This window comes from Rhodococcus sp. IEGM 1379 (genome assembly GCF_030056815.1).
Classification (GTDB): Bacteria; Actinomycetota; Actinomycetes; order Mycobacteriales; family Mycobacteriaceae; genus Rhodococcus_F.
The window spans coordinates 101,694-126,902 of record NZ_JASHKR010000005.1; the positions used below are offsets into that span (position 1 = coordinate 101,694).

22 protein-coding genes and 1 riboswitch are annotated in these 25,209 nt (G+C 62.1%); of the genes, 17 read left to right on the top strand and 5 right to left on the bottom strand.

Going from position 1 to position 25,209, the window contains the following annotated elements; translation table 11 throughout:
- Positions 1–21 precede the first annotated feature (21 nt).
- The gene (locus QM600_RS05010) at positions 22–318 is read left to right on the top strand and encodes a hypothetical protein (RefSeq protein WP_283260364.1); all 297 of its coding nucleotides are present in this window, start codon (positions 22–24) and stop codon (positions 316–318) included.
- 574 nt (positions 319–892) lie between these two features.
- Positions 893–1,438 (top strand): alpha/beta fold hydrolase, encoded by a 546-nt coding sequence (locus QM600_RS05015; RefSeq protein WP_283260365.1) that lies wholly within the window; start codon positions 893–895, stop codon positions 1,436–1,438.
- Positions 1,439–1,504: 66 nt separating this feature from the next.
- Here QM600_RS05015 and mtr read toward each other — a convergent pair whose 3' ends face one another.
- Positions 1,505–2,881, bottom strand: coding sequence for a mycothione reductase (gene mtr, locus QM600_RS05020; RefSeq protein ID WP_283260367.1), 1,377 nt, complete (start codon positions 2,879–2,881; stop codon positions 1,505–1,507).
- Positions 2,878–3,906, bottom strand: coding sequence for an alpha/beta hydrolase (locus QM600_RS05025; protein WP_283260368.1), 1,029 nt, complete (start codon positions 3,904–3,906; stop codon positions 2,878–2,880). Before QM600_RS05025 ends, mtr begins: the two co-directional genes overlap by 4 nt.
- Positions 3,907–4,052: 146 nt before the next feature.
- On the opposite strand from QM600_RS05025, the gene mqo reads away from it, so the two are divergent.
- The 7 genes from mqo (at position 4,053) to cobA (ending at position 11,862) form a co-directional block, all read left to right on the top strand.
- Positions 4,053–5,591, top strand: a complete 1,539-nt coding sequence (mqo, locus tag QM600_RS05030) for a malate dehydrogenase (quinone) (protein WP_283260369.1) — start codon at positions 4,053–4,055, stop codon at positions 5,589–5,591.
- A gap of 11 nt (positions 5,592–5,602) precedes the next feature.
- Positions 5,603–6,079, top strand: a complete 477-nt coding sequence (locus tag QM600_RS05035; RefSeq protein ID WP_283260370.1) for a GNAT family N-acetyltransferase — start codon at positions 5,603–5,605, stop codon at positions 6,077–6,079.
- Positions 6,080–6,131: 52 nt separating this feature from the next.
- A riboswitch (adenosylcobalamin (AdoCbl) riboswitch) is annotated at positions 6,132–6,288 on the top strand.
- A gap of 36 nt (positions 6,289–6,324) precedes the next feature.
- Positions 6,325–8,238 (top strand): magnesium chelatase subunit D family protein, encoded by a 1,914-nt coding sequence (locus tag QM600_RS05040; protein WP_502942886.1) that lies wholly within the window; start codon positions 6,325–6,327, stop codon positions 8,236–8,238.
- A 22-nt stretch (positions 8,239–8,260) separates the two neighbouring features.
- Positions 8,261–8,875, top strand: a complete 615-nt coding sequence (cobO, locus tag QM600_RS05045) for a cob(I)yrinic acid a,c-diamide adenosyltransferase (protein ID WP_283260372.1) — start codon at positions 8,261–8,263, stop codon at positions 8,873–8,875.
- A complete protein-coding gene (locus QM600_RS05050; RefSeq protein ID WP_283260373.1) occupies positions 8,869–10,245 on the top strand; it encodes a cobyrinic acid a,c-diamide synthase CobB in 1,377 nt (458 codons plus the stop codon). Before cobO ends, QM600_RS05050 begins: the two co-directional genes overlap by 7 nt.
- Before the next feature lie 13 nt (positions 10,246–10,258).
- Positions 10,259–10,642 carry a cobalamin biosynthesis protein gene (locus QM600_RS05055; protein ID WP_283260374.1) on the top strand — a complete coding sequence of 128 codons (384 nt, stop codon included), beginning with the start codon at positions 10,259–10,261 and terminating at the stop codon, positions 10,640–10,642.
- The gene (gene cobA, locus QM600_RS05060) at positions 10,639–11,862 is read left to right on the top strand and encodes a uroporphyrinogen-III C-methyltransferase (protein WP_283260375.1); all 1,224 of its coding nucleotides are present in this window, start codon (positions 10,639–10,641) and stop codon (positions 11,860–11,862) included. Before QM600_RS05055 ends, cobA begins: the two co-directional genes overlap by 4 nt.
- A gap of 75 nt (positions 11,863–11,937) precedes the next feature.
- On the opposite strand, the gene QM600_RS05065 is transcribed toward cobA, so the two are convergent.
- Together QM600_RS05065 and QM600_RS05070 are read right to left on the bottom strand one after the other, a co-directional pair.
- Positions 11,938–12,840 carry a hypothetical protein gene (locus tag QM600_RS05065; protein WP_283260376.1) on the bottom strand — a complete coding sequence of 301 codons (903 nt, stop codon included), beginning with the start codon at positions 12,838–12,840 and terminating at the stop codon, positions 11,938–11,940.
- Positions 12,841–13,093: 253 nt separating this feature from the next.
- The gene (locus QM600_RS05070) at positions 13,094–15,034 is read right to left on the bottom strand and encodes a hypothetical protein (RefSeq protein ID WP_283260377.1); all 1,941 of its coding nucleotides are present in this window, start codon (positions 15,032–15,034) and stop codon (positions 13,094–13,096) included.
- Between the two features lie 471 nt (positions 15,035–15,505).
- Here QM600_RS05070 and QM600_RS05075 point away from each other — a divergent pair, with 471 nt between their 5' ends.
- The 3 genes from QM600_RS05075 to QM600_RS05085 all read left to right on the top strand — a co-directional run bounded on the left by QM600_RS05075 (position 15,506) and on the right by QM600_RS05085 (position 18,544).
- The gene (locus tag QM600_RS05075; protein ID WP_283260447.1) at positions 15,506–16,936 is read left to right on the top strand and encodes an MFS transporter; all 1,431 of its coding nucleotides are present in this window, start codon (positions 15,506–15,508) and stop codon (positions 16,934–16,936) included.
- A gap of 82 nt (positions 16,937–17,018) precedes the next feature.
- Positions 17,019–17,447, top strand: coding sequence for a CBS domain-containing protein (locus QM600_RS05080; RefSeq protein WP_283260378.1), 429 nt, complete (start codon positions 17,019–17,021; stop codon positions 17,445–17,447).
- Positions 17,448–17,623: 176 nt separating this feature from the next.
- Positions 17,624–18,544: an NAD-dependent epimerase/dehydratase family protein gene (locus QM600_RS05085; protein WP_283260379.1), complete on the top strand. Its 921-nt coding sequence runs from the start codon at positions 17,624–17,626 to the stop codon at positions 18,542–18,544.
- An 86-nt stretch (positions 18,545–18,630) separates the two neighbouring features.
- On the opposite strand, the gene yaaA is transcribed toward QM600_RS05085, so the two are convergent.
- Positions 18,631–19,371 carry a peroxide stress protein YaaA gene (gene yaaA / locus QM600_RS05090; protein ID WP_283260380.1) on the bottom strand — a complete coding sequence of 247 codons (741 nt, stop codon included), beginning with the start codon at positions 19,369–19,371 and terminating at the stop codon, positions 18,631–18,633.
- A gap of 55 nt (positions 19,372–19,426) precedes the next feature.
- Here yaaA and QM600_RS05095 point away from each other — a divergent pair, with 55 nt between their 5' ends.
- The 5 genes from QM600_RS05095 (at position 19,427) to QM600_RS05115 (ending at position 25,208) form a co-directional block, all read left to right on the top strand.
- Positions 19,427–21,172, top strand: coding sequence for a proline--tRNA ligase (locus QM600_RS05095; protein WP_283260381.1), 1,746 nt, complete (start codon positions 19,427–19,429; stop codon positions 21,170–21,172).
- Positions 21,173–21,253: 81 nt separating this feature from the next.
- Positions 21,254–21,925 (top strand): O-methyltransferase, encoded by a 672-nt coding sequence (locus QM600_RS05100; RefSeq protein WP_283260382.1) that lies wholly within the window; start codon positions 21,254–21,256, stop codon positions 21,923–21,925.
- Positions 21,926–21,973: 48 nt separating this feature from the next.
- Entirely contained in the window at positions 21,974–22,633 is a 660-nt protein-coding gene (locus tag QM600_RS05105; RefSeq protein WP_283260448.1) for a rhomboid-like protein, read from the top strand.
- Between the two features lie 56 nt (positions 22,634–22,689).
- The gene (locus tag QM600_RS05110) at positions 22,690–24,432 is read left to right on the top strand and encodes an acyl-CoA dehydrogenase family protein (RefSeq protein ID WP_283260383.1); all 1,743 of its coding nucleotides are present in this window, start codon (positions 22,690–22,692) and stop codon (positions 24,430–24,432) included.
- Positions 24,429–25,208, top strand: coding sequence for a ketosteroid isomerase family protein (locus tag QM600_RS05115; protein WP_283260384.1), 780 nt, complete (start codon positions 24,429–24,431; stop codon positions 25,206–25,208). The genes QM600_RS05110 and QM600_RS05115 overlap by 4 nt, the downstream gene beginning before the upstream one ends.
- Position 25,209: the final 1 nt, after the last annotated feature.

A 25,209-nucleotide genomic window follows, 5' to 3' on the forward strand; every position in this document is an offset into this window, starting at 1 on the left:
CGTCGCAGCCAACAGACGTCCTTGCGCTCACCACAGGCGATGTCCTCGCGGGCGTTGACGGCGGCGTGGGCAGCTTCGCAGGGAATCGTCGTCGCATCGTCGCCGGAGTTGGCCGTGCATCCGGACGTCGTCGCGGAGTTCGACCGCGCGGTCGAGATCGCCAACCAGGACCTCGCGCGGGTGGAACAGATCACGCGCTGTCGGGTGCTTCCGGCGGAGTGGACTCCGGAAGGCGGGGAAATGACGGCGAGTGTGAAGATCATGAGGCGCGCCGTCCATGAGAAATACGGCGAAGTGTTCGACGCTCTGTACGCGTAGTGAAGCGGCCCCGGGGATGTGCCCTGGGGCCTTTCCGGCGACTATCCCGTCGCGGAAAGGCAACGGCGCCATACCTTTCACGGTCTTTCGGACACCGTGATAGCTGATCGACGTGCCCGTATGCATTTTGGGATTCGGCAACGACGTAGCTGTCGCCGGAAAATGCGGGATCGTTCCACTCCTCGCCTAACGTCCCTGGCAAGACCAGATACGGATGTTCGACGACTTCGGTGAACTGCGCGATCTCCGTGTCGGTCAGTGCTCCTTCGCCCAGCCAGTTGTTTCCTGTGCTGCGGCAGGGGGTGCCTCGTGGTGTCCTCTCGGTTGGCATTTGCGTCTGGTGACACCGATGTTGTCGACGGTTGTTGCCGCATTGGGTCAGTCAGGAAATTTCGCCCGATTGTCCGCCTCCGAATCGAGCGAACGGTACGCCCATCGCCTCAGATGCGCCGAAAGGTGCGTTCGCTCGGAACGGGGGCTAAAAGCCGTAGCTTTGCCCGCAAGACTGTATGAGTTCTCATACTTGGTGCGCTGCACGGTACAGCGGTGATCAAGTCGCGTACCGTTTCCATTCATGGAACTGACTCGAGTAGCGGTGGGCAAGGGGTCGTGCACCGTTCGGATCGACGGACCGGTCAGCAAGCATGCGGTTCTGTTGCTTCCGGGCAAGGGCGATCCCGTCGATGTGTACGACACAGTGTGTGAGCGCCTGCACAATTCGGATTTGCGCACCGTAGCGGTGGAATCGATCGAGAATCTCGACGAAACGACTGCTGTGGTTCTTCTGGACGAGTTGAACATTGCGTGGGTGAATTTGGTGGGGCACCGGGAGGGCGCGGATCTTGCGTGGTTGTTGGCGGCACGTCAGTTCGGACGGTTTGCGAGTCTGATTTCGGTGGATCGTGGTCATCCGGCGGCCAGTGGCGCTGTAGGAGTTCCTCCGGTCGAGGTGCCGACGACGATTGTTGTGGGTAGCGCCGGACGTGCACTTGCGGATGCCAGCGGCCGATTTGTGTACTCCGATTTCCGGGTGGCAGAAGTACCCGGTGTTGACGACATCGTGAAGTCGGCACCGGCAGAACTCGCGACGGAGATCGTGCTTCGCACCAGTTCCTGGTGAACATCTGACATACAAAAAGGCGGACACTCCTCAACGGGAGTGCCCGCCTTTTCTGTTGAAAGCCGATCAGATATCGAGTCCGAGCAGTGCGTTCTCGACGACCTCGGACAGGGCCGGGTGGATCCAGTATTGGCCGCGGGCCATGTCCTGAGCGGTCAGGCCGAAGCTCATGGCCTGGATGAGGGGCTGGATGACGGTAGGCGCCTGGGTGCCCATGACGTGAGCACCGAGGAGGCGTCCGGTGCCGCGCTCGGCGATCACCTTGCAGAGTCCCTCTTGGTCTTCCATCGCCCAGCCGTAGGCGACGTCGCCGTAGGCCTGGACCTTGACGGAGATGTCGAGTCCGGCGTCGCGGGCCTGCTTCTCGGTCATTCCGACGTCGGCGATCTGCGGGTCGGTGAAGACAGCAGCGGGAACGAAGCGATGGTCGGTGCTGCGTAGCCCGGAGGTGTCGTTCCACGCGTCCTGCAGCAGGTTGTGCTGAACGACGCGCATCTCGTGGTTGGCCACGTGCTTGAGCTGATACGGCGACGAGACGTCGCCCATCGCGTAGACACCTTCGACACTGGTGCGCTGGAATTCGTCGACGACGATCGAGCCATTGTCGTCGATGGCGATGCCCGCCTTGTCGAGGTCGAGAAGATCGCCATTGGGCTTGCGGCCCACCGCAACCAGGAGGACGTCGCCGGAAACGACTGTGCCGTTTTCCAGTTCGACGGCGATGCTGTCGCCGTCGGACCGAACGGACTGCATCGGTGAGCCGAGATGAACGTCCCACTTCTTCGTGGCCAGCTCGGTGAAACGCTCCGAGATCTCGTCGTCCAGATGACGCAGCAGCCGCCCACTGCGACCGATGATAGACACGCGAGAACCCAACGCGGAGAACACGTGTGCAAATTCGGTAGCGATGAATCCGGAGCCGACGATCACGAGATGCTCGGGAAGTTCCGGGAGACGCATGATGTCTTCATTGGTGTAGTACGTCACGCCGCTCGAAGAAATTTCTTCGGGAATGATCGGCCTGGACCCGGCCGCGATCACAATCTGATCTGCCGTGATGGTTTCGCCCGTACCGGTGTCGATGGTCTTCGGGCCGGTGAAGGTGGCGTGGCCGCGGTAGACGGTGGTGTTGGGGAGATCCTCGCTGCGGTAACGCTCACCGCCGGCAGAGATGGGATCGATGCGTCCGAAAACGCGCTTGACGATGTCGGACCAGCGCACGCCGTCGAGGGTTGCGTCGATACCGAACTTCTCGGCATGGGAGATGGTGTTGGCAACCTCGGCGGCGTACACGAACATCTTGGTCGGGATGCACCCGACATTGAGGCACGTGCCGCCGAAGGTGCCTTCTTCGAGGATGGCGATCTTCTTGCCGTCGAAACGCTCGTCGGGCAACGAGTTTCCGGAACCACTGCCGATGATGGCAAGGTCGTAATGCGTCACTGCGCAGTCTCCTGTGTGATGTCAGCGTCTGCGGCGAGGTGGCCTTCGAGCCACACCAGCCACAAATCCAGTTCGGAAAAAGCTGCGGCCAGAGGCTTCTCGGTGGAGAGAAAGACGTCATGGCGCGCGCCGTCGATAGGAACGATCGTAGTGCGATCGCCCAGGCAACCTGCCCAGCGCGCGATCTGTCTCACATCCAGGACGGAATCCGCGAGGTCGACGCTCGGGTTGTAGGACTTTGCGAATTGCGACTTCTTGGAGCGCAGGATCAGTGCGGGTACACCGATGTCGAGGCCGCGGTGCAGTTGCGCGTGTCCGGCGCGTACTGCTCGCATCCAGCCGAACGTGATGGGGCAACCGGACAGTGGCTTCCAGTCCAGGTTGTAGTCCCACTCGCCGTTGGCGGAGACATGCAAGCTCGAGCCGTACGTCGGCAATCCGGTACCTGGGATGACGGTCTTCGCGGACATTCGGCCCAACGCATCGATGGCTGCGGTGCCGACGGATCGAACCATCGGCGGGCCCTGGAGGTCGAACCACGGGCTGTTGAGCACTATGCCGGCGATGCCGAGTCCGGCGGTTCCGCCAGGCCGGCGCTGGAGTCTGTCCAGCCACAAGGGAACGATAAGACCGCCGGTCGAGTGAGCCATCAGCAGCAGTTCACTGCCGTCGGTCTCGGCGTTGACGATGCGCAGTGCCTCGTTGAGTTCGGCGTCGTACAGCGCGAGATCCGACACGTAGTGCGCGGTATGGCCCGGTTTCAGCGATCGCCCGCACTTGCGCAGATCGAGCGCGAAGAACGCGTATCCCTGCGCAGCGAAGTGCTCCGCCAGATGTTTCTGGAAGAAGTAATCGGTGAACCCGTGTACATACAGAACTGCGCGGGTTGCGCGGGCCGCGTCGCCGGGCGGTTGATAGCGGACCAGTGTGGCATCCACCTCACCTTCGCCGTCCGGATCGGTTCCGAGAGGAATGGTCAGCTGCTGATATCCGTCTCCGAGGACGTCTGGAACCCATGTAGTCACAGATCACAATCTAATCGTCGTTTCACGTCCGCGTTGTAGCGCACAATTGGGTGAGGTTAACGGCGCACTTACGCCCAGGTAACCTGTTCGGCGTAACACAGCAGGCGGATGCGCGCACGGCAAATGACAAGGAAGTCGATTCTCCAGTGTCGAATCAGAACGCGGTAGAGACGAAGACGGATGTAGTGCTCGTGGGCGCAGGCATCATGAGTGCGACGCTGGGCGCCCTGTTGCGCCAATTGCAGCCCGATTGGTCGATCTCGACCTTCGAGCGCCTCGATGCCGTCGCAGCCGAGAGCAGCGACCCGTGGAACAACGCAGGAACTGGTCACTCCGCGCTCTGCGAGCTCAACTACACCCCCGAGAACTCGGACGGCACGGTCGACATCAAGAAGGCCGTCAATGTCAACGAGCAGTTCCAGGTGTCCCGTCAGTTCTGGGCGCACGCAGTTGAGCAGGGCATCCTGACGCAGCCCAAGGAATTCATCAATCCCGTCGCACACGTGAGTTTTGTCCACGGTGAGGCCAACGCCAAGTACCTGCGTGCCCGCTACGACGCACTTGCCGGCAATACCCTGTTCCGTGGCATGGAGTACATCAACGATCCGGCCGAGTTCACCAAGCGTCTGCCGCTGATGGCCAAGGGCCGTGACTTCTCGGACCCCATCGCCCTCAACTGGAGCCAGGACGGCACCGACGTCGATTTCGGAGCGCTCACCAAGCAGCTCGTCGGCCATATCGGCAAGACCGGCGGCAAGATGTACTTCGGCCACGAGGTCACCAACCTGACGCAGAACTCCGACAAGACGTGGACCGTCAAGGTCACCAACACTCGTACCGGTGAAAAGCGCGTCGTCCGTACACGATTCGTATTCGTCGGTGCCGGCGGTGGCGCTCTGCACCTGCTGCAGAAGTCGGGCATCAAGGAAGCCAAGGGATTCGGCGGCTTCCCGGTCAGCGGCGCGTTCCTGCGTTGCACCAATCCCGAACTCATCGCGCAGCACAGCGCGAAGGTGTACGGCAAGGCCGCTGTCGGCGCTCCGCCCATGTCGGTTCCGCACCTAGACACGCGCGTCATCGGCAACAAGCCGGGACTGATGTTCGGACCGTACGCCGGCTGGTCGCCCAAGTTCCTCAAGCAGGGTCGCGTCACGGACCTGCCGGGCTCGGTCAAGCCCAACAACATCCTGTCGATGCTCGGCGTCGGCGTCAGCGAACTCGGACTGGTCAAGTACCTCGTCAGCGAGCTGACCAAGAGCGAAGCCGGCCGTATCGTCGACCTGCGTGAGTTTGCGCCCAAGGCACAGGCTCAGGACTGGGAGCTCATCACCGCGGGCCAGCGTGTCCAGGTGATCCGCCGGGCCAAGGGCAAGGGCGGCGTCCTCGAATTCGGTACCGCCGTCGTGGCTGCCGAAGACGGATCGATCGCTGGCCTGCTCGGTGCATCCCCGGGTGCGTCGACGGCTGTTCCAGCTATGCTCGACGTCCTCGAGCGCTGCTTCCCGACCGAATTCCAGGGCTGGAAGGGCAAGCTTCGCGAGATGATTCCGTCTATCGGCGTCAAGCTCGCCGACAACGAGGGCCTGTTCGACCAGGTGTGGGATTGGTCCTCGAAGGTGCTCGAGCTTGACTCCGCCAGCGCAACCGGGTCTTCTCCGGTCGCGGATACCGCAGCAACTGTGTGATAGTCCGACCCATGACGGCAACAGCAGCACTCAAACGTTCGTGGGCACTCGATCTCGACAACAAGACGTTTTACGAGTTGTTGAAGCTTCGAGTGGAGGTCTTTGTCGTCGAGCAGGCGTGCCCGTATCCCGAGTTGGACGGGCGTGACCTGCTGACAGAGACACGCCACTTCTGGCTCGAACAGGATGGCCAAGTGGTGTGCACCCTTCGCCTTCTCGAAGAGCATGACGACGGCAAGAAGAGCTTCCGAATCGGACGACTCTGCACTTCCCGTCCGGCTCGTGGCAAAGGTCACACAACGCGATTGCTTCAGGCAGCGCTCGCCGAGGTCGGCGAAGCCCCGTGCCGCATCAACGCCCAGACGTATCTGGTCGAGATGTACAGCAAGCACGGCTTCAAGACGGACGGTGAAGAGTTCCTCGAAGACGGAATTCCCCACACGCCGATGCGTCGTGGTGGCGGCGAAGCGTTTGTAGTCGCAAGCTAGTTCTGCAAGTCAAATGACCCTGGTCGGCTCATCGGAAAGTGAGCCGACTAGGGTTTTTTTCGATACCGAATGCTCGCGGGGAAGTCCTGTTCGATTCAGGCGCGGTCCCGCCACTGTGAAAGATCTCATCTGCGAAACGAGATCTCAGCCAGGTTGCCGCGACGTTCGGATGAAGCCAAGTTCTCGGCGAGGAAACCGAGAGGTGGAGGGATGTCGACGTGCGTGTAGAAGATGATCAGGCGGCGGTGGCGGGTTTTCCGTTCAGTGCTGTTGTAGGCCAGGACCAATTGCGGCTGGCGTTGATCCTGTGTGCGGTGCACCCGGGAATCGGCGGTGTGCTGGTTCGCGGCGAAAAGGGTACGGCCAAATCCACGGTGGTGCGCGCTTTGACGGCGCTGCTGCCGGCTGTCGACGACGCCGGTGTCAGCCGTCCCGCGCGACTGGTGGAACTTCCCGTCGGTGCGACGGAAGATCGCGTGATCGGCTCGATCGACCTCGAGAAGGTTCTTCGTGACGGTGAACGCGCTTTCCAGCCCGGTTTGCTGGCCGCAGCCCATCAGGGCGTTCTGTACGTCGACGAAGTTAACCTTCTTCACGATCATCTGGTGGACGTTCTCCTCGACGCCGCAGCAATGGGCCGGGTGCACATCGAACGTGACGGAATCTCGCACTCACATGCGGCGAAGTTCGTTCTCGTGGGAACCATGAATCCCGAAGAGGGAGAACTGCGTCCACAGTTGTTGGATCGTTTCGGTCTCGCAGTGGATGTGGCAGCATCCCGGGATGTGGACGTGCGCATGGAGGTTGTACGCCGCAGGCTCGACTACGAACGCGACCCGCAGGCTTTTGCGGCCCGCTACGCGCCGGCCGATCAGGACCTGGCGGCCGAAATTCTCGCGGCACGTGGGCAATTGGATTCCGTGGAGTTGAGTAACCGTGAGCTGCGCAGAATTGCGTCGCTCTGCGCATCTTTCGACGTCGACGGTATGCGGGCCGATCTGGTTCTCGCTCGCACCGCCACCGCTCACGCCGCGTGGCGTGGGGATACCGAGGTGACCGAAGAAGATGTGCGGATTGCCGCGGAATTGACTCTGCCGCACCGTCGTCGACGTGACCCTTTCGACGAGCCGGGTCTTGATCAGCAGCAACTCGACGAAGCGATGCAGCAGGCAGACGATGATGCGCGCGCCGGTGAGCCTGAGCCGCCCGAGAATCCGGAACCCGGCACTGAGTCTGACGACACCGGCCCTGATGATTCTGGTCCCGACGATTCCGGCCCAACAGACGACGGACCGGATGACGAGGGTCCCGATGACGATGGCCCCGGCGGGGGAGTGCGTGCGACCGAACGACCTTCAGCTCCGCCGAGTAGCCAGTTCGCCACCAAACTCCTCGAAGTTCCCGGTGTGGGCGAAGGTGCGCCCGGACGCCGTTCGCGCTCCCTGTCTTCGCGTGGACGGGTCGTGCGGCCTACCTCCGATCGCGGTCACGGACTGCATCTGACAAGCACGGTATTTGCGGCTGCAGAATCCCAGGTTGCGCGGGGCCGCACTGCGGGACGGCTTCGGCTGGCGCCGACGGATCTGCGGGGTGCGATTCGTGAAGGGCGAGAAGGCAATCTGATCGTGTTTGTTGTCGACGCATCGGGTTCGATGTCGGCGCGTGATCGTCTGTCTGCCGTCACGGGTGCGGTAGTTTCTCTCCTTCGTGACGCGTACCAGCGCCGCGACAAGGTTGCCGTGATTACGGTGCGCGGGCGCGAGGCAGACATCGTTCTGCCGCCGACGTCGTCGGTGGACATCGCTGTTCGCCGGCTGCAATCCATGCGCACGGGCGGTAAATCGCCACTGGCAGAAGGTTTCCTGCGGGCGCGGGAAGTTGTTCTGCGTGAACGGCTTCGGGACCCGCAGCGCCGGGCATTGGTAGTCGCACTTACCGACGGCCGCGCTACCGGCGGCAAGGACGCACTGCACCGTGCCAGGGTCGCTGCGCATCTGTTGGCCGACGCGTCGGTCTCCTCGATTATGGTCGATTGCGAAACCGGGCTTGTCCGTTTGGGATTGGCCGCCGAGTTGGCCCGAGAACTGCGCGGCGGATGCGTCCGCCTCACCGAATTGTCAGCGCAGCAGGTCGCGGGCGTCGTCCGCGCCGCAGCCTAACGTCTTTCCCCAGGAGATCACCATGCCCAAGGGCATTCCCGAATCAGTTCCCGACGACGGCTTGACCACACGTCAGCGTCGTAACGCACCGGTGCTTGCGGTCCACACCGGACCGGGCAAAGGCAAGTCCACCGCAGCGTTCGGTATGGCGCTGCGCGCTTGGAACCAAGGTTTCGACGTCGGCGTCTTCCAGTTCGTGAAGAGCGCGAAGTGGAAGGTCGGCGAGGAAGCAGCGTTCCGCGCGCTCGGAAACCTGTACGACGAGACGGGCGTCGGCGGCCCGGTGCAGTGGCACAAGATGGGCGAAGGCTGGTCGTGGACCCGAAAGGCGGGTAGCGAAGAAGATCACGCCAGCGCGGCTGCCGAGGGGTGGCAGGAGATTGCCCGACGCCTCGCTAACGAGGAACATCGCTTCTACGTGCTCGACGAGTTCACCTACCCCCTCAAATGGGGATGGGTCGACGTCGACGAGGTTGTGCAGACGCTGCGTGACCGACCGGGCAATCAGCACGTTGTCATCACCGGACGCGATGCGCCACAGGCGTTGATCGACGCGGCTGATCTGGTGACCGAAATGACCAAGATCAAGCACCCGATGGACGCGGGCCGGAAGGGTCAGCGGGGCATCGAATGGTGAGTGCGTCTACGCCGGCTGTGGTGATCGCCGCACCCGCATCGGGGAGCGGCAAGACCACGGTGGCCACGGGATTGATCGGTGCGCTTCGTAGTTCGGGTAGCAGCGTCGCGCCGTTCAAAGTGGGGCCCGACTATATCGACCCTGGTTATCACGGACTGGCCGCGGGACGGCCGGGACGCAATCTCGACACCGTGCTGGTCGGGATGGACCGCATCGGTCCGCTCTACAATCACGGCACCGCCGGCTGCGATATCGCAGTCGTCGAAGGTGTCATGGGTCTGTTCGACGGCAAGATCGACGAGGCCAACGCGCAGGCATCGGCGGAGGGGTCGACGGCCCAGGTTGCGGCAATTCTCGGTGCGCCGGTTGTCCTGGTCATCGACGCGCGTGGACACAGTCAGAGTTTGGCTGCCGTGCTGCACGGCTTCGCGACCTACGACGCGAGTGTGCGCATCGGGGGAGTGATTCTCAACCGCGTCGGCAGCGCCCGTCATGAGCAGGTGTTGCGACACGCGTGCGACAAGGTGGGAATCCCCGTCCTCGGTGTCGTTCCGCGGTTGGTGGAGTTGGAAGTACCTTCGCGGCACCTGGGCTTGATTCCGGCTGCGGAGCACGGCATTGCGGCCGTTGCCGCGGTGGAGGCGATGGCGGAGTTGATCGCGACTCATACCGATCTCGGCGCGATCCGTGCTCTGGCGTCGTCGACTGTCACTGCGCCCGCGTGGGATCCGGTAGCGGAAGTGGGGATCCATCACGATTCACGACCAGTGGTCGCCATAGCCGGCGGGCCCGCCTTCACCTTCGGATACGCGGAGCACCGTGAACTTCTGGTCGCGGCGGGCGCGGACGTACAGGTCTTCGATCCACTCACGGGCGAATTACCCTCCGGTACTGCGGCATTGGTGCTCCCTGGCGGATTCCCCGAAGAACATGCCGTCGACCTGGCATCCAATACTGTTTTGCTCGCGCAGGTTCGAGACCTCGCCGACGGCGGTGCCCCCATTCATGCCGAGTGCGCCGGACTTCTCTACCTGGCCCGCAGTCTCGACGGACACGAGATGGCCGGTGTTATCGGCGTCGACGCGCAGTTCGGTAAGAAACTGACTCTCGGATACCGAGAAGCTGTGGCGCTGGGGGATTCGAGTGTGTTCGAGGCCGGGGCCAGGGTTGCGGGGCACGAGTTCCACCGGACGTCCCTGGTGTTCGCCGACGCGGACGGGTGCAACCCGGCGTGGGGTTGGCGGCCCTGGGACGGCGGCGCGATGCGGGAGGGCTTCGTTCGAGGTGGAGTTCATGCCTCGTATCTGCACACGCACCCTGCCGGTCAGCCGAGATCGATCACGAAATTTGTCGAGGCAGCCGGTGGGTGAGGTGTACGTCGGAGTGGGATTCACGCAGTCGGCAACCGTCGTAGACGTAGTGACCGCAATACGCGCCGTTGCCCCTGAAGACAATTCGATCGTGGGGCTTGCCACCGTTACGAGTAAGGCAGCGTCATCCGTACTCATCGCCGTCGCCGAGATGCTGTCGACGCCGATCATCGCGTTCGGGCCGGAAGCCCTTGCCGCAGTGATCGTTCCGTCGCCGTCCCGAAGAGTCGAGCAGGTTGCAGGTACCCCGAGTGTGGCGGAAGCCGCTGCAATCCTTGCCGCCGACCACGGCCGATTGATCGTGGGGAAGACTTCCACTGATGCGGTGACGGTTGCCGTGGCCGGTAAAGTTCCACCAGCATGCACAACGATGAGAAATGAAATGGAGTGCGAGTGAGCGAGCCCACCGCAGATGAGACCAACTACTTGGTCGGACTCAATCTGACCGATCGGCGCGTTGTCGTGTTCGGCGGCGGGACTGTTGCCCAGCGTCGACTCGGTCTGCTGGTCAGCTCGGGTGCCCGCGTGCACGTCATCAGTCGCGCAGTCACACCGGCTGTGGAGGGAATGGCAACAGCGGGGCAGATCACACTCGAGCTGCGTCCGTATCGGGACGGGGATCTCGACGGTGCCTGGTATGCGATCGCGTCGACGGATGAGCCGGAGACCAACGCGGCGATCGTCGCGGAGGCAGAGCGTCGGCGCGTCTTCTGTGTACGCGCGGACAACGCGAAACGCGGCACCGCCGTAACGCCCGCAAGCGCCGAGTACGACGGCATGAGCATCGGCATCCTGGCCGGCGGCGATCATCGTCGTTCGGCAGCTGTTCGTACCGCTGTGGTCGAGGGGCTGCAATCCGGTCTCCTCGCAGATACCGCCGAACCGGCTGCGCCCGGTGTAGCACTTGTCGGTGGCGGCCCCGGCGATCCGGACCTGATTACCGTGCGCGGGCGTCGTTTGTTGGCACGCGCGGATGTTGTTGTTGCGGACCGCTTGGCGCCGCCGGAATTGTTGGCGGAACTCGGTCCCGACGTCGAGGTGATCGATGCGGCGAAGATTCCGTACGGCCGGGCCATGGCTCAGGAAGCCATCAACGCTGCGCTGATCGACAATGCCAAAGCCGGAAAGTTTGTCGTCCGGCTCAAGGGCGGCGATCCGTACGTATTCGGTCGTGGATACGAAGAGTTCGAGGCCTGCGCCGCGGCGGGAGTGCCCGTGACTGTGGTGCCGGGAATTACGAGCGCGATTTCCGTACCGTCGGCTGCGGGTATTCCGGTCACGCATCGCGGCGTCACCCACGAGTTCGTGGTTGTCAGCGGTCACGTTGCTCCGGGCCACCCCGATTCGTTGGTCGACTGGTCTGCTCTGGCGAAGTTGCGGGGCACGATTGTTCTGCTGATGGCAGTCGAGCGCATCGAATTGTTTGCGGCGGCTCTGATCGAGGGTGGGCGCCCCGCGAGTACTCCGGTGATCGTGATCCAGGAAGGTACGTTGCGCACTCAGCGTGAGGTCCGGGCGGACCTGGCGACTGTCGCTGCGCGGGTCAAGGACGAGGAGATCAAGCCTCCGGCAATTGTTGTGATCGGACCGACCGCGGGATTCTCGCTCGCCGGGTAACACGTTGCACGTCAAAAGGTCTGGCCTTCACTCGGCAAGAGTGAAGGCCAGACCTTTTATGAAGGTGGTGTCTGGTTAGAGCGCGGCACCGATGAGAGCAGCTGCGACGAGGGGAGCGGTGACCGGAGCCTTGAAGGTCACCGGGGTCGTGGTGTCCTGGGTGCGGTCAGCCGAGCCGTGTGCTGCGATGGTGTAGAACGAGCAGGTATTGGCGAGGCAGTCCGAAGCGCCCTTGACGGCGAGTACATCGACGGTGGTGCTCCACTTGCCGTCAACAATGTTGGCGGCCTTGATCCAGGTGGTGGTCATCCAGGCACCGGCCTCGGTGAGGGAGTACTTGTTGTCCTGGACCAGGCCGACGTAGATGCCCGATCCTGCGCCGGAGAATCCGGTGCCGGAGACGGTGACGGTTTCACCGGCCGCGGCGATGCCGGTGGCGTTCGAAACGGTGACTGTCGGTCCGGTCGGAACAACGACGGGTGCCTTGAAGGTGACGGGGGTCTTGGTGTCCTGGGTGCGGTCTGCCGAGCCGTGTGCTGCGATGGTGTAGATCGAGCAGGTGTTGACGAGGCAGTCCGAAGCGCCCTTGACGGCGAGTGCATCGACGGTGGCGGTCCACTTACCGTCGACGATGTCGGCGGTCTTGAGCCACGCGGTGGTCATCCAGGCGGTGGAGTCGGTGGCGGAGTACTTGTTGTCCTGGATGAGTCCGACGTAAAGGCCCGATCCGGCGCCGGAGAACCCGGTGCCCGAGACGGTGATGGTCTCGCCGGCAGCAGTGAGGTCGGTTGCCTTAGACAGGGTGACCGCCGGTGTGGGGTCTGCGGGCTCTTCAGGTTCGCTACCGCCGAGGCTGCCCAGCGAGCCGGTGTTGAGTCCGCCGAACGGCGTGATCTGTGCTCCGGCGACGCCCATCGACATTGTCGCGGCGATTGCGGTGGCTGCGGTGATGATCGCTACCTTGCTGAATACGCGCATGGTCCTGCTCTCTTGTGTGGGACGCCCTTTTCGGCGGCCTGATTCGAACTAAGTTAGGTAAAGCTAGCCTAATTTATGGACGTTTGTCTAGTTGCCATCCACCTTGTGGGACAACAGAATTCGCGTCGAGTCTGCACATGTGGGCAGCGCTGAACGCCGGCCCCGATTCAGGGAATCCGTTGTCATGCCTGTAATGGTTTTGCCGGTCGGATGGCTCGCGTCGAGCCATCCGACCGGTGAGAGAAACCTGGTTCTAGGTTCGGCGGCGGAGCGCGAAGGCCGTTGCTATCGCACTTCCTGCCCCGATGAGGCTGCCGACCACCAGCGGCGCGATCCAGCCGTAGCCTCCCGAAAACGAGTCGGCGAGGTTGCGGATCGCTGCGTTCGAATCTCCCGGAGCTCCGGCAGCCACTGCGTCGGCCTCCGACGGGTTGTCGCCGAAGCTCACCGGCGTCTTGGTGTCCTGGCTGCGGTCACTCGAGCCATGCGCGGCAACGGTGTAGATCGAGCACGTGTTCTTGGTGCAGTCGGAGTCGCCCTTGACGGCCATGATTTTCATGGTGGTGGACCACGCGCCGTTGGTGATCTTGCTGGGGAGGATGAAAGCGGTGGTCATCCAGGCGCCGGCGTCGGTGGTGGAGTACTTATCGTCCTGGATGAGACCGACGTAGATGCCCGGCTGCGCACCGGAGAATCCGGTGCCCGAGATGGTGATCTCTTCGCCCTCGATCTTGATGCCGCTCGACTTGGACAGGGTCACGGCCCCGGTATTTGCAGCGCCGCTGTTGGCGGCGCCGTTACTGGCGGGGGGCGCGGTGACTGTGCCCGGTGCGACGCCGCCGACGAAGCCCACCGGCGTGCGGCTGTCCTGGCTGCGGTCACTCGAGCCGTGGGCGGCGACGGTATAGATCGAGCACGTGTTCTTGATGCAGTCGTAATTTCCTTGAACGGCAGCAAGTTCCATGGTGGTGGACCAGTTGCCGCCGGAGATCGACTCCGGCTTGAGGAAGGCCGTTGTCATCCAGACCGAGGCGTCGGTCGCGCTGAACACGTTGTCCTGAACCATTCCGACATAGAGGCCCGGCGATGCGCCGGAGAAACCGGAGCCGGAAATGGTGACGGTTTCACCGGAAGGCGTGATGTCGGTGGACTTCGAAAGTGTCACTGACAGAGCACTGTTGGTCGCTATCGCGCCCGCACCAGTCCCGGTACCCGTCCCGGCACCTGTGCCGGTTCCTGTTCCGGTGCCTGTGGTTGCACCGGGCGCCGGGGTTCCGACGAAACTGATGGGGGTGGAGGTGTCCTGGCTGCGGTCGCTCGAACCGTGTGCTGCGAGGGTGTAAATGGCGCAGGCGTTGGCCTGGCAGTCGCTACCGGCGAAAATCGACGACACGTTGAGTGACGTCGACCAGGAACCGCCGGGCATATCCGTGGGCTTGATGAACTTCGCGTCCTGGAACACTGAAGCGTCGGTGTTCGAGTACCGGTTCGACTGCGCGATACCGATGTAGATACCCGTTCCCGAGGTCGAGAATCCGCTACCGCTGATGCTGATCGTGTCGCCCGCCGCGTTCAGCCCGCTGGTTCGGTCAGCGCTCACGCTCGGTCCGCCGGTCGGCGTCGTCGGTTTCTTGGTGGTGGTGATGACCGGAACATCGATGGTCGGTTCCGGATCTTCGGTGGTGGTCGGCGGCTTGGTGGTGGTTGTCGTTGTTGTTGTCGGTGCAGCTGCGAAGGTCACCGTTGTCTGGGTGTCCTGGCTGCGATCGCTCGAGCCGTGTGCCGCGACGGTGTAGATCGAGCAGGAGTTCTTGGTGCAGTCCGAGGCGCCCGCAATGCCCACGACGTCAACTGATGTCGACCACTCGCCGCCGATGATCTGGGTGGGGCGGATGAACGCAGTGGTCATCCAGGCGCTGGCGTCCGTGGCAGAGAACTTGTTGTCCTGGACCAGGCCGACGTAGATTCCGGGCTCGCTGCCGGAGAATCCGGTGCCCGAGACGGTGATGGTTTCACCGCTGACCTTCAGCCTCGACGTCTTGGAGACCGTCGTATCCGGAGTGCCCGAGATGGATTTGGAGGCCGGGGCGCTGTCACCTGAAGTTTCGGGGGCGGCGACGGCGACGCTCACCGATGTCGTCAACGCCACGGCTACGGCCATAGTCGCGAAAGCAGCCCTGCTTAACGCTCGCATCTTTCTTCTTTCCTTCTGGCGACAATCGCAGTCACAGCGCGATCCGTCGAACACACACTCGAGTAAGTTAGCCTAAGCTAGCAGAGGCCAGCCTAAGCTACGTCATATTGGTCCATTTTGGGCTAGCCATGAAGTCTCCTGACCGTTGTGCCGGGGATCACGGGGCCATTTCGGTGCAGTCGGTTGTAGGTATTCCGGCCACGTCGCGAGAGGTGAGGCCTGAGCCTGCTGCTGCAAATGGGCATGTTGTGCCGCGTCATCCGGTTGGGTTGGACGACCGAACCGAAATGTCGACACGTGCCGAGGGCGACGAGATCGAGTCGTCGACCATCGTGACCACCGACCGGTGACGAGCATTTCCCTGAACTCTGGGTAACGTGAAGCCCTGTGTCTGATTCCCTGAGATCCGAAAATGCCGGTGGGTCCGAAAACCTTGCTGTGAAATACCCCGTGACCACCCGGGCGTTCGGTATGGCCATCATCGTCTTGAGCGGTATGCAGTTGATGATGGTGCTCGATGGCACCGTTGCTTCACTGGCGCTCGCTCGGATTCAGGAGGATCTCGACCTCAGCGATTCCGGACGCAACTGGGTCATTACCTCGTACGCGCTCACCTTCGGCGGTTTGATGCTGTTGGGCGGTCGACTCGGCGACACCTTCGGGCGCAAGAAGGTCTTCCTCAGCGGCGTCATCCTGTTCACGCTCGCATCTCTGGCGTGCGGCCTGGCCACCAACGAAGCGATGCTGATCGCGGCGAGATCCGTCCAGGGTGTCGGCGCGGCAATCGCATCGCCGACGGCATTGGCTCTGGTGGCAACCACGTTTGCGCCGGGACCCGTCAGGAATCAGGCGATCGCTATCTTTGCTGCGATGACGGGTATCGGATCCGTCACGGGCCTGATCATCGGCGGCGCACTCACCGAAGTGTCGTGGCGGTGGATCTTCCTGATCAACGTGCCGATCGGCCTGTTGATCATCGTGCTCGCGTTCGGTGCGTTGGTGGAAACCGGAGCGGAACGGCTGGCATTGGATGTTCCGGGAGCGATCCTCGCGACGCTCGGCTGTACCGGAATTGTCTTCGGCTTCACCGAAGGACCCGAAATGGGTTGGACCAGCGCGCCGGTGCTGGGTGCGCTCATCGGCGGCGTCGCTCTGTTCGTCATCTTCCTGATGGTCGAGCGTCGTGCCGAGAATCCACTACTGCCGTTCAGTCTGTTCAGGAACAAAAATCGTGTCTTCACGTTCATCTCGCTCGCCTTGATCGGCGCGGTGATGTTCTCGCTGGCCCCGTTTGTTGCTCTCTTCGTCCAGGACATTCTCGGCTACAGCCCGCTCCACGCGGGTCTGGCCTTTGTTCCGTTTGCCTTCGGATTGGGCGCCGCAGCGTTTGTCGCGTCCAAACTTGTCGTGCGGGTGCAGGCTCGCTGGTTGATCGTCACCGGTGCGGTAATGACGTTCTTCGGACTCCTCTACGGTTCGACGCTCGACCAATCCACCACGTACATGGGCAATCTGTTTGTGCTTGTTGTCGGTATCGGCTTCGGCGTCGGACTGGCGGTAGTGCCGCTCCCGCTGTGCGCGATCGCGGGAGTCGGCCCCCAGGACATCGGCCCACTCACCGCCATCGCTCAGGTCGCGCAGGTACTTTTCGGCCCGGTCGGCTTGGCCATCGTGGGAGCCATGGCGACGTCTCGCACACTCTCGCTCGGCGGTGTCAGCGGTGTAGCCGCCGACATGAACGAGGCCCAGTTGTCGGCCTTGAGCGAGGGATACGTATTCGCTCTGTTCGGGTGCGCGATCTTCGCGGCCCTCGCCGCAATCTCGGCACTGTTCATCAAGTTCACACCCGCTCAGGTTGCGCAGGCACAGGCCAATGAAAAGGTTGCTCAGGGTATCGACTGATCAGGCCCTATTTTTGAGAGTCTTTACTGGCTACGATCGTTGCAAGGGGAGCCGAGATTCTTTAAAAGATCGGAGTGCCACGATGCGGATTGCGGATATCTTGCGCAACAAGGGCAACAGTATTGTCACGATCGACGCCCATGCGACTGTGAACGCGCTACTGTGCGACCTCGCCCGCCATAACATCGGTGCCATGGTCGTCCTGGACAACGACGCGGTCGTCGGAATCATCTCCGAGCGCGACGTTGTACGACGCCTCCATGAGCGCGGATCCGAACTACTGAGCACAGAAGTATCCGACGTGATGACGGCGCTCATGTTCACCTGTGTGCCTGCCGATTCGGTGGACAGCATCGCCGCGATCATGACGGAGCGTCGTATCCGTCATCTGCCGGTCATCGAGGACGGCGTCCTGCTCGGGATCGTCAGCATCGGCGATGTCGTGAAGAGTCGGATCGACGAATTGCAAAGTGAGCGTAACCAGCTGGAGTCGTATATCGACCAGGGTTGATCGACTGTTCGGACAGGTTCCGTTCGATCACAATTTCCGGTGGCAAAGGCGATTTCACGTCGAATGACGGCGATTTGCCGGATTCTCGGTCCCGCTCGGTGAGAGCAGTGACTCCCGAGTGAGCGGAATTTCCCTAGATTCGGATTGGAGTATTTCCCCTGTAAAGAAGAGGTTTTATGAAAATCCTGGTTGTCGGCGGAACTGGCATGATCGGTGCCAACACGGCACTTTATCTGCGCGAGATGGGTAACGACGTTACGGTGGCCGCGCGTAATCCGCTCACCGACGACTCTCCCGTTGGGGACTTCCCGGTCTTGCTCGGTGACTACACAGAGCAGACCTTTACGGCCGCGCAGCTTGCGCCGTTCGAGGCCATCGTCTTTGCCGCCGGACAGGACGTGCGCCACATGGGCCGCGGCGTCGACGAGGCAGAGTTCTGGGAGAAGACGCAGTCCGGTGGGGTGCCGCGGTTTGCGGCGCTGGCCAAGGAAGCCGGCGTTGCCCGGTTCGTCCAGGTCGGTAGCTACTACCACCACCTGCGTCCTGAGATGGCGGAGACGATGCCGTACATCGCAGCGCGAAAAGCTGCAGACGAGGGAGCTCGCGCGCTAGCCGACGAGACTTTCAATGTCTCGACGCTGAATCCGCCTTCAATTCTCGGCACTATCAGCGGAGCGTCAGCGAAGCGTTACCGCAAGATGTTCTCGTGGGCTGCGGGCAACGAGGTGGAGATTCCCGACTTCGCACCGGCTGGCGGCACAAACTTCATGTCGGTTCGCTCGCTCGCGGAGGCGATCTGGGGCGCGCTGCAGCATGCTGAGTCCGGCAAGGCGTACCTGATCGGAGACGAGAGCCTTACGTACCAGCAGTACTTCCAGTTGATTGTCGATGCCACTGGCGGCGATCGCGTCATCGACGAACGCAACGAGGAGCACCCGATTCTCCCGGACAGCTATATCGTCCAGGGACGCGGCAACGTCATCTCGTACGAGCCGGCTGCCGAGGACACCGCGCTGCTCGGCTACACCCGGAATGACTGCGCGCGTGCGCTTACGGAGATGTACGAGGCTGTGAAAGTAGCCACCGAAGCACGCTGACTCGTCGATAGCTGGGGCGGGTGAGGATTGCGCGGCCCAGCTATCTTCGATCGTCCAGTTCCAGAAATCGTCGTCGGGAAGCGCAGCTACGTCAGAATGATCAATTCCCGATCCGACGCGATTTCCACCCGCAAGCCCGCTTTCGACGCCACTTTCGCGACGCCTTTGACGTCGCTCGGCTCGGCTCGCGATATCACCAAAGCCCGTGCGAGCAGTCCCTTGTGATGCTTGTTGAAGTGGCTCACGACGGTGCGAGTGCCGTCCGGCTTTTCGGTGAGAACCGTCGCGATCACGGCATCAGGGATCGGCCCCAAGTCCTGATAGGTGCCTGACCTCAGATCGATGACCAGGCCGTCGGCTTCGGCAGCCAGGGCCTTCGGTAGTTCCGGCTTCCACAGTGAGCGCAGTGTGCCCATCCCGGGCAGTTTGGATCCGCCGGAGAGTCGATACGCGGGAATCAGATCACCTGCGCGAACTGCGCCGAACAATGCGGAACCGATGGCGATCCGGTCGAGGGCCTTGGCTTTCTGGGTGCGAGAGAATGACTTTGCGTCGAGGGCGTCGAAGAGCACGCCGGTGTAGCGCTGCAATGCCGGCCGCGTGGCCGAGACCCACAGTTTGGCGTTGCGTTCGACCTCGCCGGCCTGGGTGGGGCCGAGCCCCAACGCTGCGCATGACGCGTCGACATCAGCCGCCAGGTCGACCAGCGTCTGGATCAGCAATTCGCGGGTTTCGGTCAACTGGGGCATCGACAGTTCGGCCAGATCCAGGGGCGCATCCTTGCCGCCGTCGGACTTGGTTTCTGAGGGAGGCAGCAATACAAGCACCCCGATACCGTACCGACGCCCGGATAACCGAGTGCGCCGACTATCCTTGGACCTCGTGATTACCCGTCTGTCCCACCTGTTCCTGCGTACCCTGCGTGACGACCCCTCGGACGCCGAAGTTGCCAGCCACAAACTGCTGGTCCGTGCCGGCTACGTGCGTCGTATCGCCCCCGGCGTCTACTCGTGGTTGCCTCTGGGTCTGCGGGTGCTGCGCGAGGTAGAACGCGTTGTCCGTGAAGAGATGAATGCCATTGGGGGACAGGAAATCCTGTTGCCTGCTCTGCTGCCGCGTGAGCCCTACGAGGCTTCAAACCGGTGGACCGAGTACGGCCCCAACCTGTTCCGTCTCAAGGACCGGAGGGGCAACGATTACATGCTCGGCCCGACCCACGAGGAGCTTTTTGCTCTGACGGTCAAGGGTGAGTACAACTCGTACAAGGACTTCCCGGTCACCCTGTACCAGGTGCAGACCAAGTATCGCGACGAAGAGCGTCCGCGCGCCGGCATTCTGCGTGGACGTGAATTCCTGATGAAGGACTCCTACTCCTTCGACCTCACCGACGAGGGCCTGACCGCGTCCTACCAGGCGCACCGCGACGCCTACGAGAAGATCTTCACGCGTTTGAGCGTCAAGTACGTCGTCGTCTCCGCGACGTCCGGCGCGATGGGTGGCAGTGCGTCCGAGGAATTCCTTGCCGAGAGCGAAATCGGCGAAGACACCTACGTGCGCTGCCTCGAGTCCGGTTACGCCGCCAACGTGGAGGCCGTCAAGACGGTTGTTCCCGACGCGCTTCCGATTGACGGTTTGCCCGAGGCGAAGGTCTACGACACCGCGAACACGCCCACTATCGACACCCTTGTCGACTGGGCCAACGGCGCAGATCTCGGCCGTACGGTCACCGCCGCAGACACACTCAAGAACATCATGGTCAAGACCCGCCTGCCCGGCGGCGAGTGGGAACTGCTCGGCATCGGCATCCCCGGGGACCGAGAGGTAGACGAGAAGCGTCTCGAAGCTTCGCTCGAGCCCGCTGAGTTCGTCATGATCACCGAGACCGACTTCAAGAACAACCCGTTCCTGGTCAAGGGATACATCGGACCGAAGGCTCTGCAGGCCAACGGCATTCGCTATGTCGTGGACCCGCGAGTTGTCGAGGGCACGAGCTGGATCACCGGTGCCGACGAAGACGGCAAGCATGTTGTCGACTTGGTTGTGGGCCGCGACTTCACTCCCGACGGAACCATCGAAGCTGCTGAGGTCCGTGACGGAGATGCATCTCCCGACGGCGCCGGCACGCTCGTCTCCGCTCGCGGAATCGAGATCGGGCACGTCTTCCAACTCGGCCGTAAGTACACCGACGTGTTCACCGTCGATGTCCTGGCAGAGAACGGCAAGCCTGTCCGCCCGACGATGGGTTCGTACGGCGTCGGAATCTCGCGCCTGGTCGCTGTCATCGCCGAGCAGCATCACGACGAGAAGGGCCTGCGCTGGCCGGCCGAGGTGTCGCCGGCTGACGTGCACCTGGTCATCGCGAACAAGGACGAGACTGCTCGTGAAGGTGCCGAAGGCTTGGCAGCGCAGCTTGATCGCGCGGGCCTCGAGGTCATCCTCGACGACCGCAAGGCTTCGCCTGGTGTGAAGTTCAAGGACTCGGAACTGCTGGGTATTCCCACCGTCGTTGTCGTCGGCCGTGGTTGGGCTGACGGAAAGGTCGAGATTCGCGACCGCTTCACCGGCGAGAGCCGCGAGATCGATGCAGCGTCGGCGCTCGACGAAATCATCACCGCCGTGCGTGGCTGATTCGGCACACTGACCCAGGGTGGCCGCAGATACCTTCGAGGTACCTGCGGCTGCCCTGTTTTTCTGCCACAATCTTTATCCATGGACCGCGAACCGGATTGGGCAGAAGTCGACGGCTATCTCGTGTCCACGTTGGTAGGTGAAGACCCCGCTCTGGACGCGGCACTCGCCGCCAATGCCGAAGGCGGTCTGCCGCCCATCGACGTGGCCCCGAATCAGGGCAAGCTCCTGCATTTGTTGGCTCGAATGTGCTTGGCGCGCAACGTCCTCGAGATCGGAACGTTGGGTGGCTACAGCACGATCTGGCTGGCTCGCGCGGTCGGGCCGTCGGGACGCGTCATCACTCTCGAGTTCGATCCGGTGCATGCTGACGTCGCTCGCTCGAACATCGAACGGGCTGGATTGGCCGATCGCGTCGACATTCGAGTCGGAGCGGCGCTCGGGTCCCTCCCGGACATCGTCAAAGAGGAACTCTGTCCCTTCGACCTGGTGTTCATCGATGCGGACAAGGAAAACAACTGTGAGTACGTGCGATGGGCTCTTGCGCTCTCGCATCCGGGTACCGTCATCATCGTCGACAACGTCGTGCGTGGGGGCCATGTCTCCAACCCCGATATCGACGACGAGAAGGTCAAAGCCAGCCGCGCGGTGCTCGAGATGATCGCTGCTGAGCCGAAACTCGGCGGCACGGCCATTCAGACCGTCGGCTCCAAGGGCTGGGACGGGTTTGCCATTGCACTCGTGAACGAGTGAACGTTATTGCACTAGTGAACGAGTGAGCGCAGACTCGAAACGGTGAGAATGCGGCGGGCTGCAAAGTCGGTGTGGGGATGGGTTCGGAGTGCGCCCGGGACGTATGTCTGGCTGCTGGCGTTGCTATTCACGACGCTGTTCCTGCGTCACCTTCCCGAGGATGTCCAAGAACATTTCCTGGGCCGACGGTCGACCAATCTCCATCACCTCGCCGAGGATCCACTCCGTGTCTTGTTTTCGAGCGCCTTTTGGCTCGAAGGTGGAGGCTGGCTGGGCTACCTGGTCTTGTTCACCATCTTTCACGCAACGGCGGAGCGGTGGCTCGGGACCTGGCGCTGGCTGTGTGTTGTGGTGGTGGCCCATGTCGGAGCTACTTATCTCAGTGAAGGTGTTCTCTACGAAGGCATCCGGCATGGCTACGTGCCGAATTCGGCTGTCAATACACTCGATGTCGGTGTCAGCTACGGGCTGGCGGGAATCGTCGGTGTGCTCGTCTATCTGATCGCAAAGCCCTGGCGCTACGCCTATCTGGCCGGGGCGTTGATTTTCTATGCCGTGCCTTTGATTTTTGCTACCACTTTCACGGCGGTGGGGCATATGTCCGCCTTGCTGCTCGGGTTGGCGTGCTACCCGATCACTTGCGCGCGGCCGGCGGTGTGGAATCCGCGGGACATGTTGACGTCGCGAAGGATCCCAAGCGTCCCATGAACTCGGCACGCTAAGTTACTGGCTGGTAGGTTGACGGAATCGACGAAAGGTATGACGTGTCTGACACCGACGGATTGCTGTTCAACCCCCACACCGCAGACTTCGCGCAGTTCGATCCGGAAACCCGGCGACTACTGAAGGCCACCATCGAGTGGTTCGAGAACCGCGGCAAGAAGCAACTGCTCCAAGACGATCTCAACGCCGTGTGGGTTTCCGATTTCCTCGACTTCGTCAAGAAGGAGAAGCTGTTCGCAACGTTCCAGACGCCGTCAGCATTCGCCGGCGGCGACGAGAACAGGCGCTGGGACGGCGCCCGCAACGCGGCGCTCAGTGAGATCTTCGGGTTCTACGGACTTGCGTATTGGTACGCCTGGCAGGTCACCATCCTCGGTCTCGGGCCGATCTGGATGAGCGATAATGTGGCCGCTAAGAAGCGTGCCGCGCAGGAACTCGCCGACGGCAGGGTCATGGCATTCGGACTCTCCGAACGCGAACACGGTGCAGACGTGTACTCCACCGACATGCTGCTGACTCCATCCGAGGGTGATGCAGCGGGTGATTCGGCCTTCCTCGCGAGCGGCGAGAAGTACTACATCGGAAACGGCAACATTGCCGGCATGGTGTCGGTCTTCGGGCGTCGTACCGACGTCGACGGGCCTGAAGGGTACGTATTCTTCGTCGCGGACAGCGCGCACCCGAACTACCACTTGGTGGACAACGTCCTGCGCGGTCAGATGTACGTCAGCACGTTCCGTCTCGAGAACTACCCGGTTCGTGACGAAGACATCCTGCACACCGGTGTCGCAGCATTCGAAGCTGCGCTCAACACCGTGAACGTCGGAAAGTTCAATCTCTGCACCGGTTCGATCGGCATTACCGAACATGCCTTCTTCGAGGCGATCACTCACGCACAGAACCGAATTCTGTACGGCAATCCCGTGACCGATTTCGCTCACGTTCGCGCGGCATTCGTTGACGCCTACTCTCGTCTGATCGCGATGAAGCAGTTCAGCGGCCGGGCCGTCGACTACTTCCGGAGCGCAAGCCTCGATGACCGTCGATACCTGCTGTTCAATCCCATGACCAAGGCCAAGGTCACGTCGGAGGGCGAGCGCGTTGTCGGCCTTCTACACGACGTGATTGCGGCCAAGGGTTACGAGAAGTCCACGTACTTCCGCGAGGCCGCTCAGATGATCGGAACCCTGCCCAAGCTCGAAGGAACGGTCCACGTCAATGTCGGCCTGATCCTTAAGTTCCTGCCGAACTACCTGTTCAATCCGGCAGAGTTCCCCGAGGTCGGTACCCGCCTGGATGCTTCCGACGACGAATTCTTCTGGAATCAGGGACCGACTCGCGGCGCCGCGAAGATCAGGTTCCACGAGTGGAAGTCGTTCTACGAGAAGCACTCCGGGATTCCGAACGTCGCACGTTTTTACGAGCAGGCAATCGCATTGACCGAATTGCTCACCGCGGCAGCGCCGGACGAGCAGCAGCGACAAGACCTAGATTTCATGCTCAATATCGGACATCTCTTCTCCTTGGTCGTCTATGGTCATTTGATCCTCGAGCAAGCAGAAATTACGGGATTGGATACTGACATCATCGATCAAATATTTGACTTCCAGATTCGGGACTTCTCCGGATACGCGATTGCGTTGCACGGAAAGCCGTCGTCGACGCCCGATCAGCAGGCGTGGGCGTTGGCCTCGGTGCGCAAGCCGCACGTCGACGGCGAGCGTTTCCATCGCGTCTGGCAGCACGTCAAGGCATACGACGGCGCCTACGAGATGCGCCCATGACCACCCCGGTGACCCGCGACCAGTTGATGGCTGTGGTGGAAGGATCCCCCAAAGCCGTAGGCGCGCACGATCGGTCGACATGGGTGGCGCTCTTCGCCGGTGACGGCCAGATCAACGATCCGGTGGGCTCGCGCCCGCACAACGGAATGTCGGCAATCGAGAGTTTCTACGACACCTTCATTGCACCGAACGCCATCACGTTCTACGTCGAACGCGACATCGTGTGCGGACAAACGGTGTGGCGTGACTTGAGCCTTGCCACGGAGATGTCGACCGGTGTGGTGCTGAATGTTCCGATGCATCTGAGGTACGACCTCGTCGGGGATCCCGAGAATCTTCACATCGGAACCCTCTATGCCCATTGGGAATTGGCGACGATGCTGCGGCAGCTCGCCACGGCCGGCGTCGACGGAGTCAAAGCTGCGGCCAAGCTGACCCCGCAACTGTTATCCAACCAGGGGATCGGGGGAGCGCTCGGCTTCTCCCGCGGCATCCTCGGCGTTGGAGCAAAAGGTAAGCAGGCCGCGACGAGATTCCTCGACGCTGCCGCTGTCGGGCGGACGCCACCCCTTCCCGTGGAACTTCCGGCAGGGACGCACCTGTCCCTGGCTGACGTCAACGATCTCTTGACAGGCATGACCAGGAGCAAGGTCCTTGTTGCGGGACGCACCGTCACGGTGAGCGTCGTGGTGTGCGGACAGCCGGGCATCGCGCTGTTCGAATTCGAGTCCAAGGGACACCGGATCAAGCGGGTGCAGTTCTTCACCGAAAGCTGAC

Excerpts from the sequence above, each read along its gene's own strand:
- QM600_RS05015 (WP_283260365.1), top strand. The coding sequence starts at position 893 with ATGGAACTGACTCGAGTAGCGGTGGGCAAGGGGTCGTGCACCGTTCGG.
- QM600_RS05035 (WP_283260370.1), top strand. The coding sequence starts at position 5,603 with ATGACGGCAACAGCAGCACTCAAACGTTCGTGGGCACTCGATCTCGAC.
- cobO (WP_283260372.1), top strand. The coding sequence starts at position 8,261 with ATGCCCAAGGGCATTCCCGAATCAGTTCCCGACGACGGCTTGACCACA.
- QM600_RS05050 (WP_283260373.1), top strand. The coding sequence starts at position 8,869 with ATGGTGAGTGCGTCTACGCCGGCTGTGGTGATCGCCGCACCCGCATCG.
- QM600_RS05065 (WP_283260376.1), bottom strand. The coding sequence starts at position 12,840 with ATGCGCGTATTCAGCAAGGTAGCGATCATCACCGCAGCCACCGCAATC.
- QM600_RS05070 (WP_283260377.1), bottom strand. The coding sequence starts at position 15,034 with ATGCGAGCGTTAAGCAGGGCTGCTTTCGCGACTATGGCCGTAGCCGTG.
- QM600_RS05075 (WP_283260447.1), top strand. The coding sequence starts at position 15,506 with ATGGCCATCATCGTCTTGAGCGGTATGCAGTTGATGATGGTGCTCGAT.
- QM600_RS05080 (WP_283260378.1), top strand. The coding sequence starts at position 17,019 with ATGCGGATTGCGGATATCTTGCGCAACAAGGGCAACAGTATTGTCACG.
- QM600_RS05085 (WP_283260379.1), top strand. The coding sequence starts at position 17,624 with ATGAAAATCCTGGTTGTCGGCGGAACTGGCATGATCGGTGCCAACACG.
- QM600_RS05100 (WP_283260382.1), top strand. The coding sequence starts at position 21,254 with ATGGACCGCGAACCGGATTGGGCAGAAGTCGACGGCTATCTCGTGTCC.
- QM600_RS05105 (WP_283260448.1), top strand. The coding sequence starts at position 21,974 with ATGCGGCGGGCTGCAAAGTCGGTGTGGGGATGGGTTCGGAGTGCGCCC.
- QM600_RS05115 (WP_283260384.1), top strand. The coding sequence starts at position 24,429 with ATGACCACCCCGGTGACCCGCGACCAGTTGATGGCTGTGGTGGAAGGA.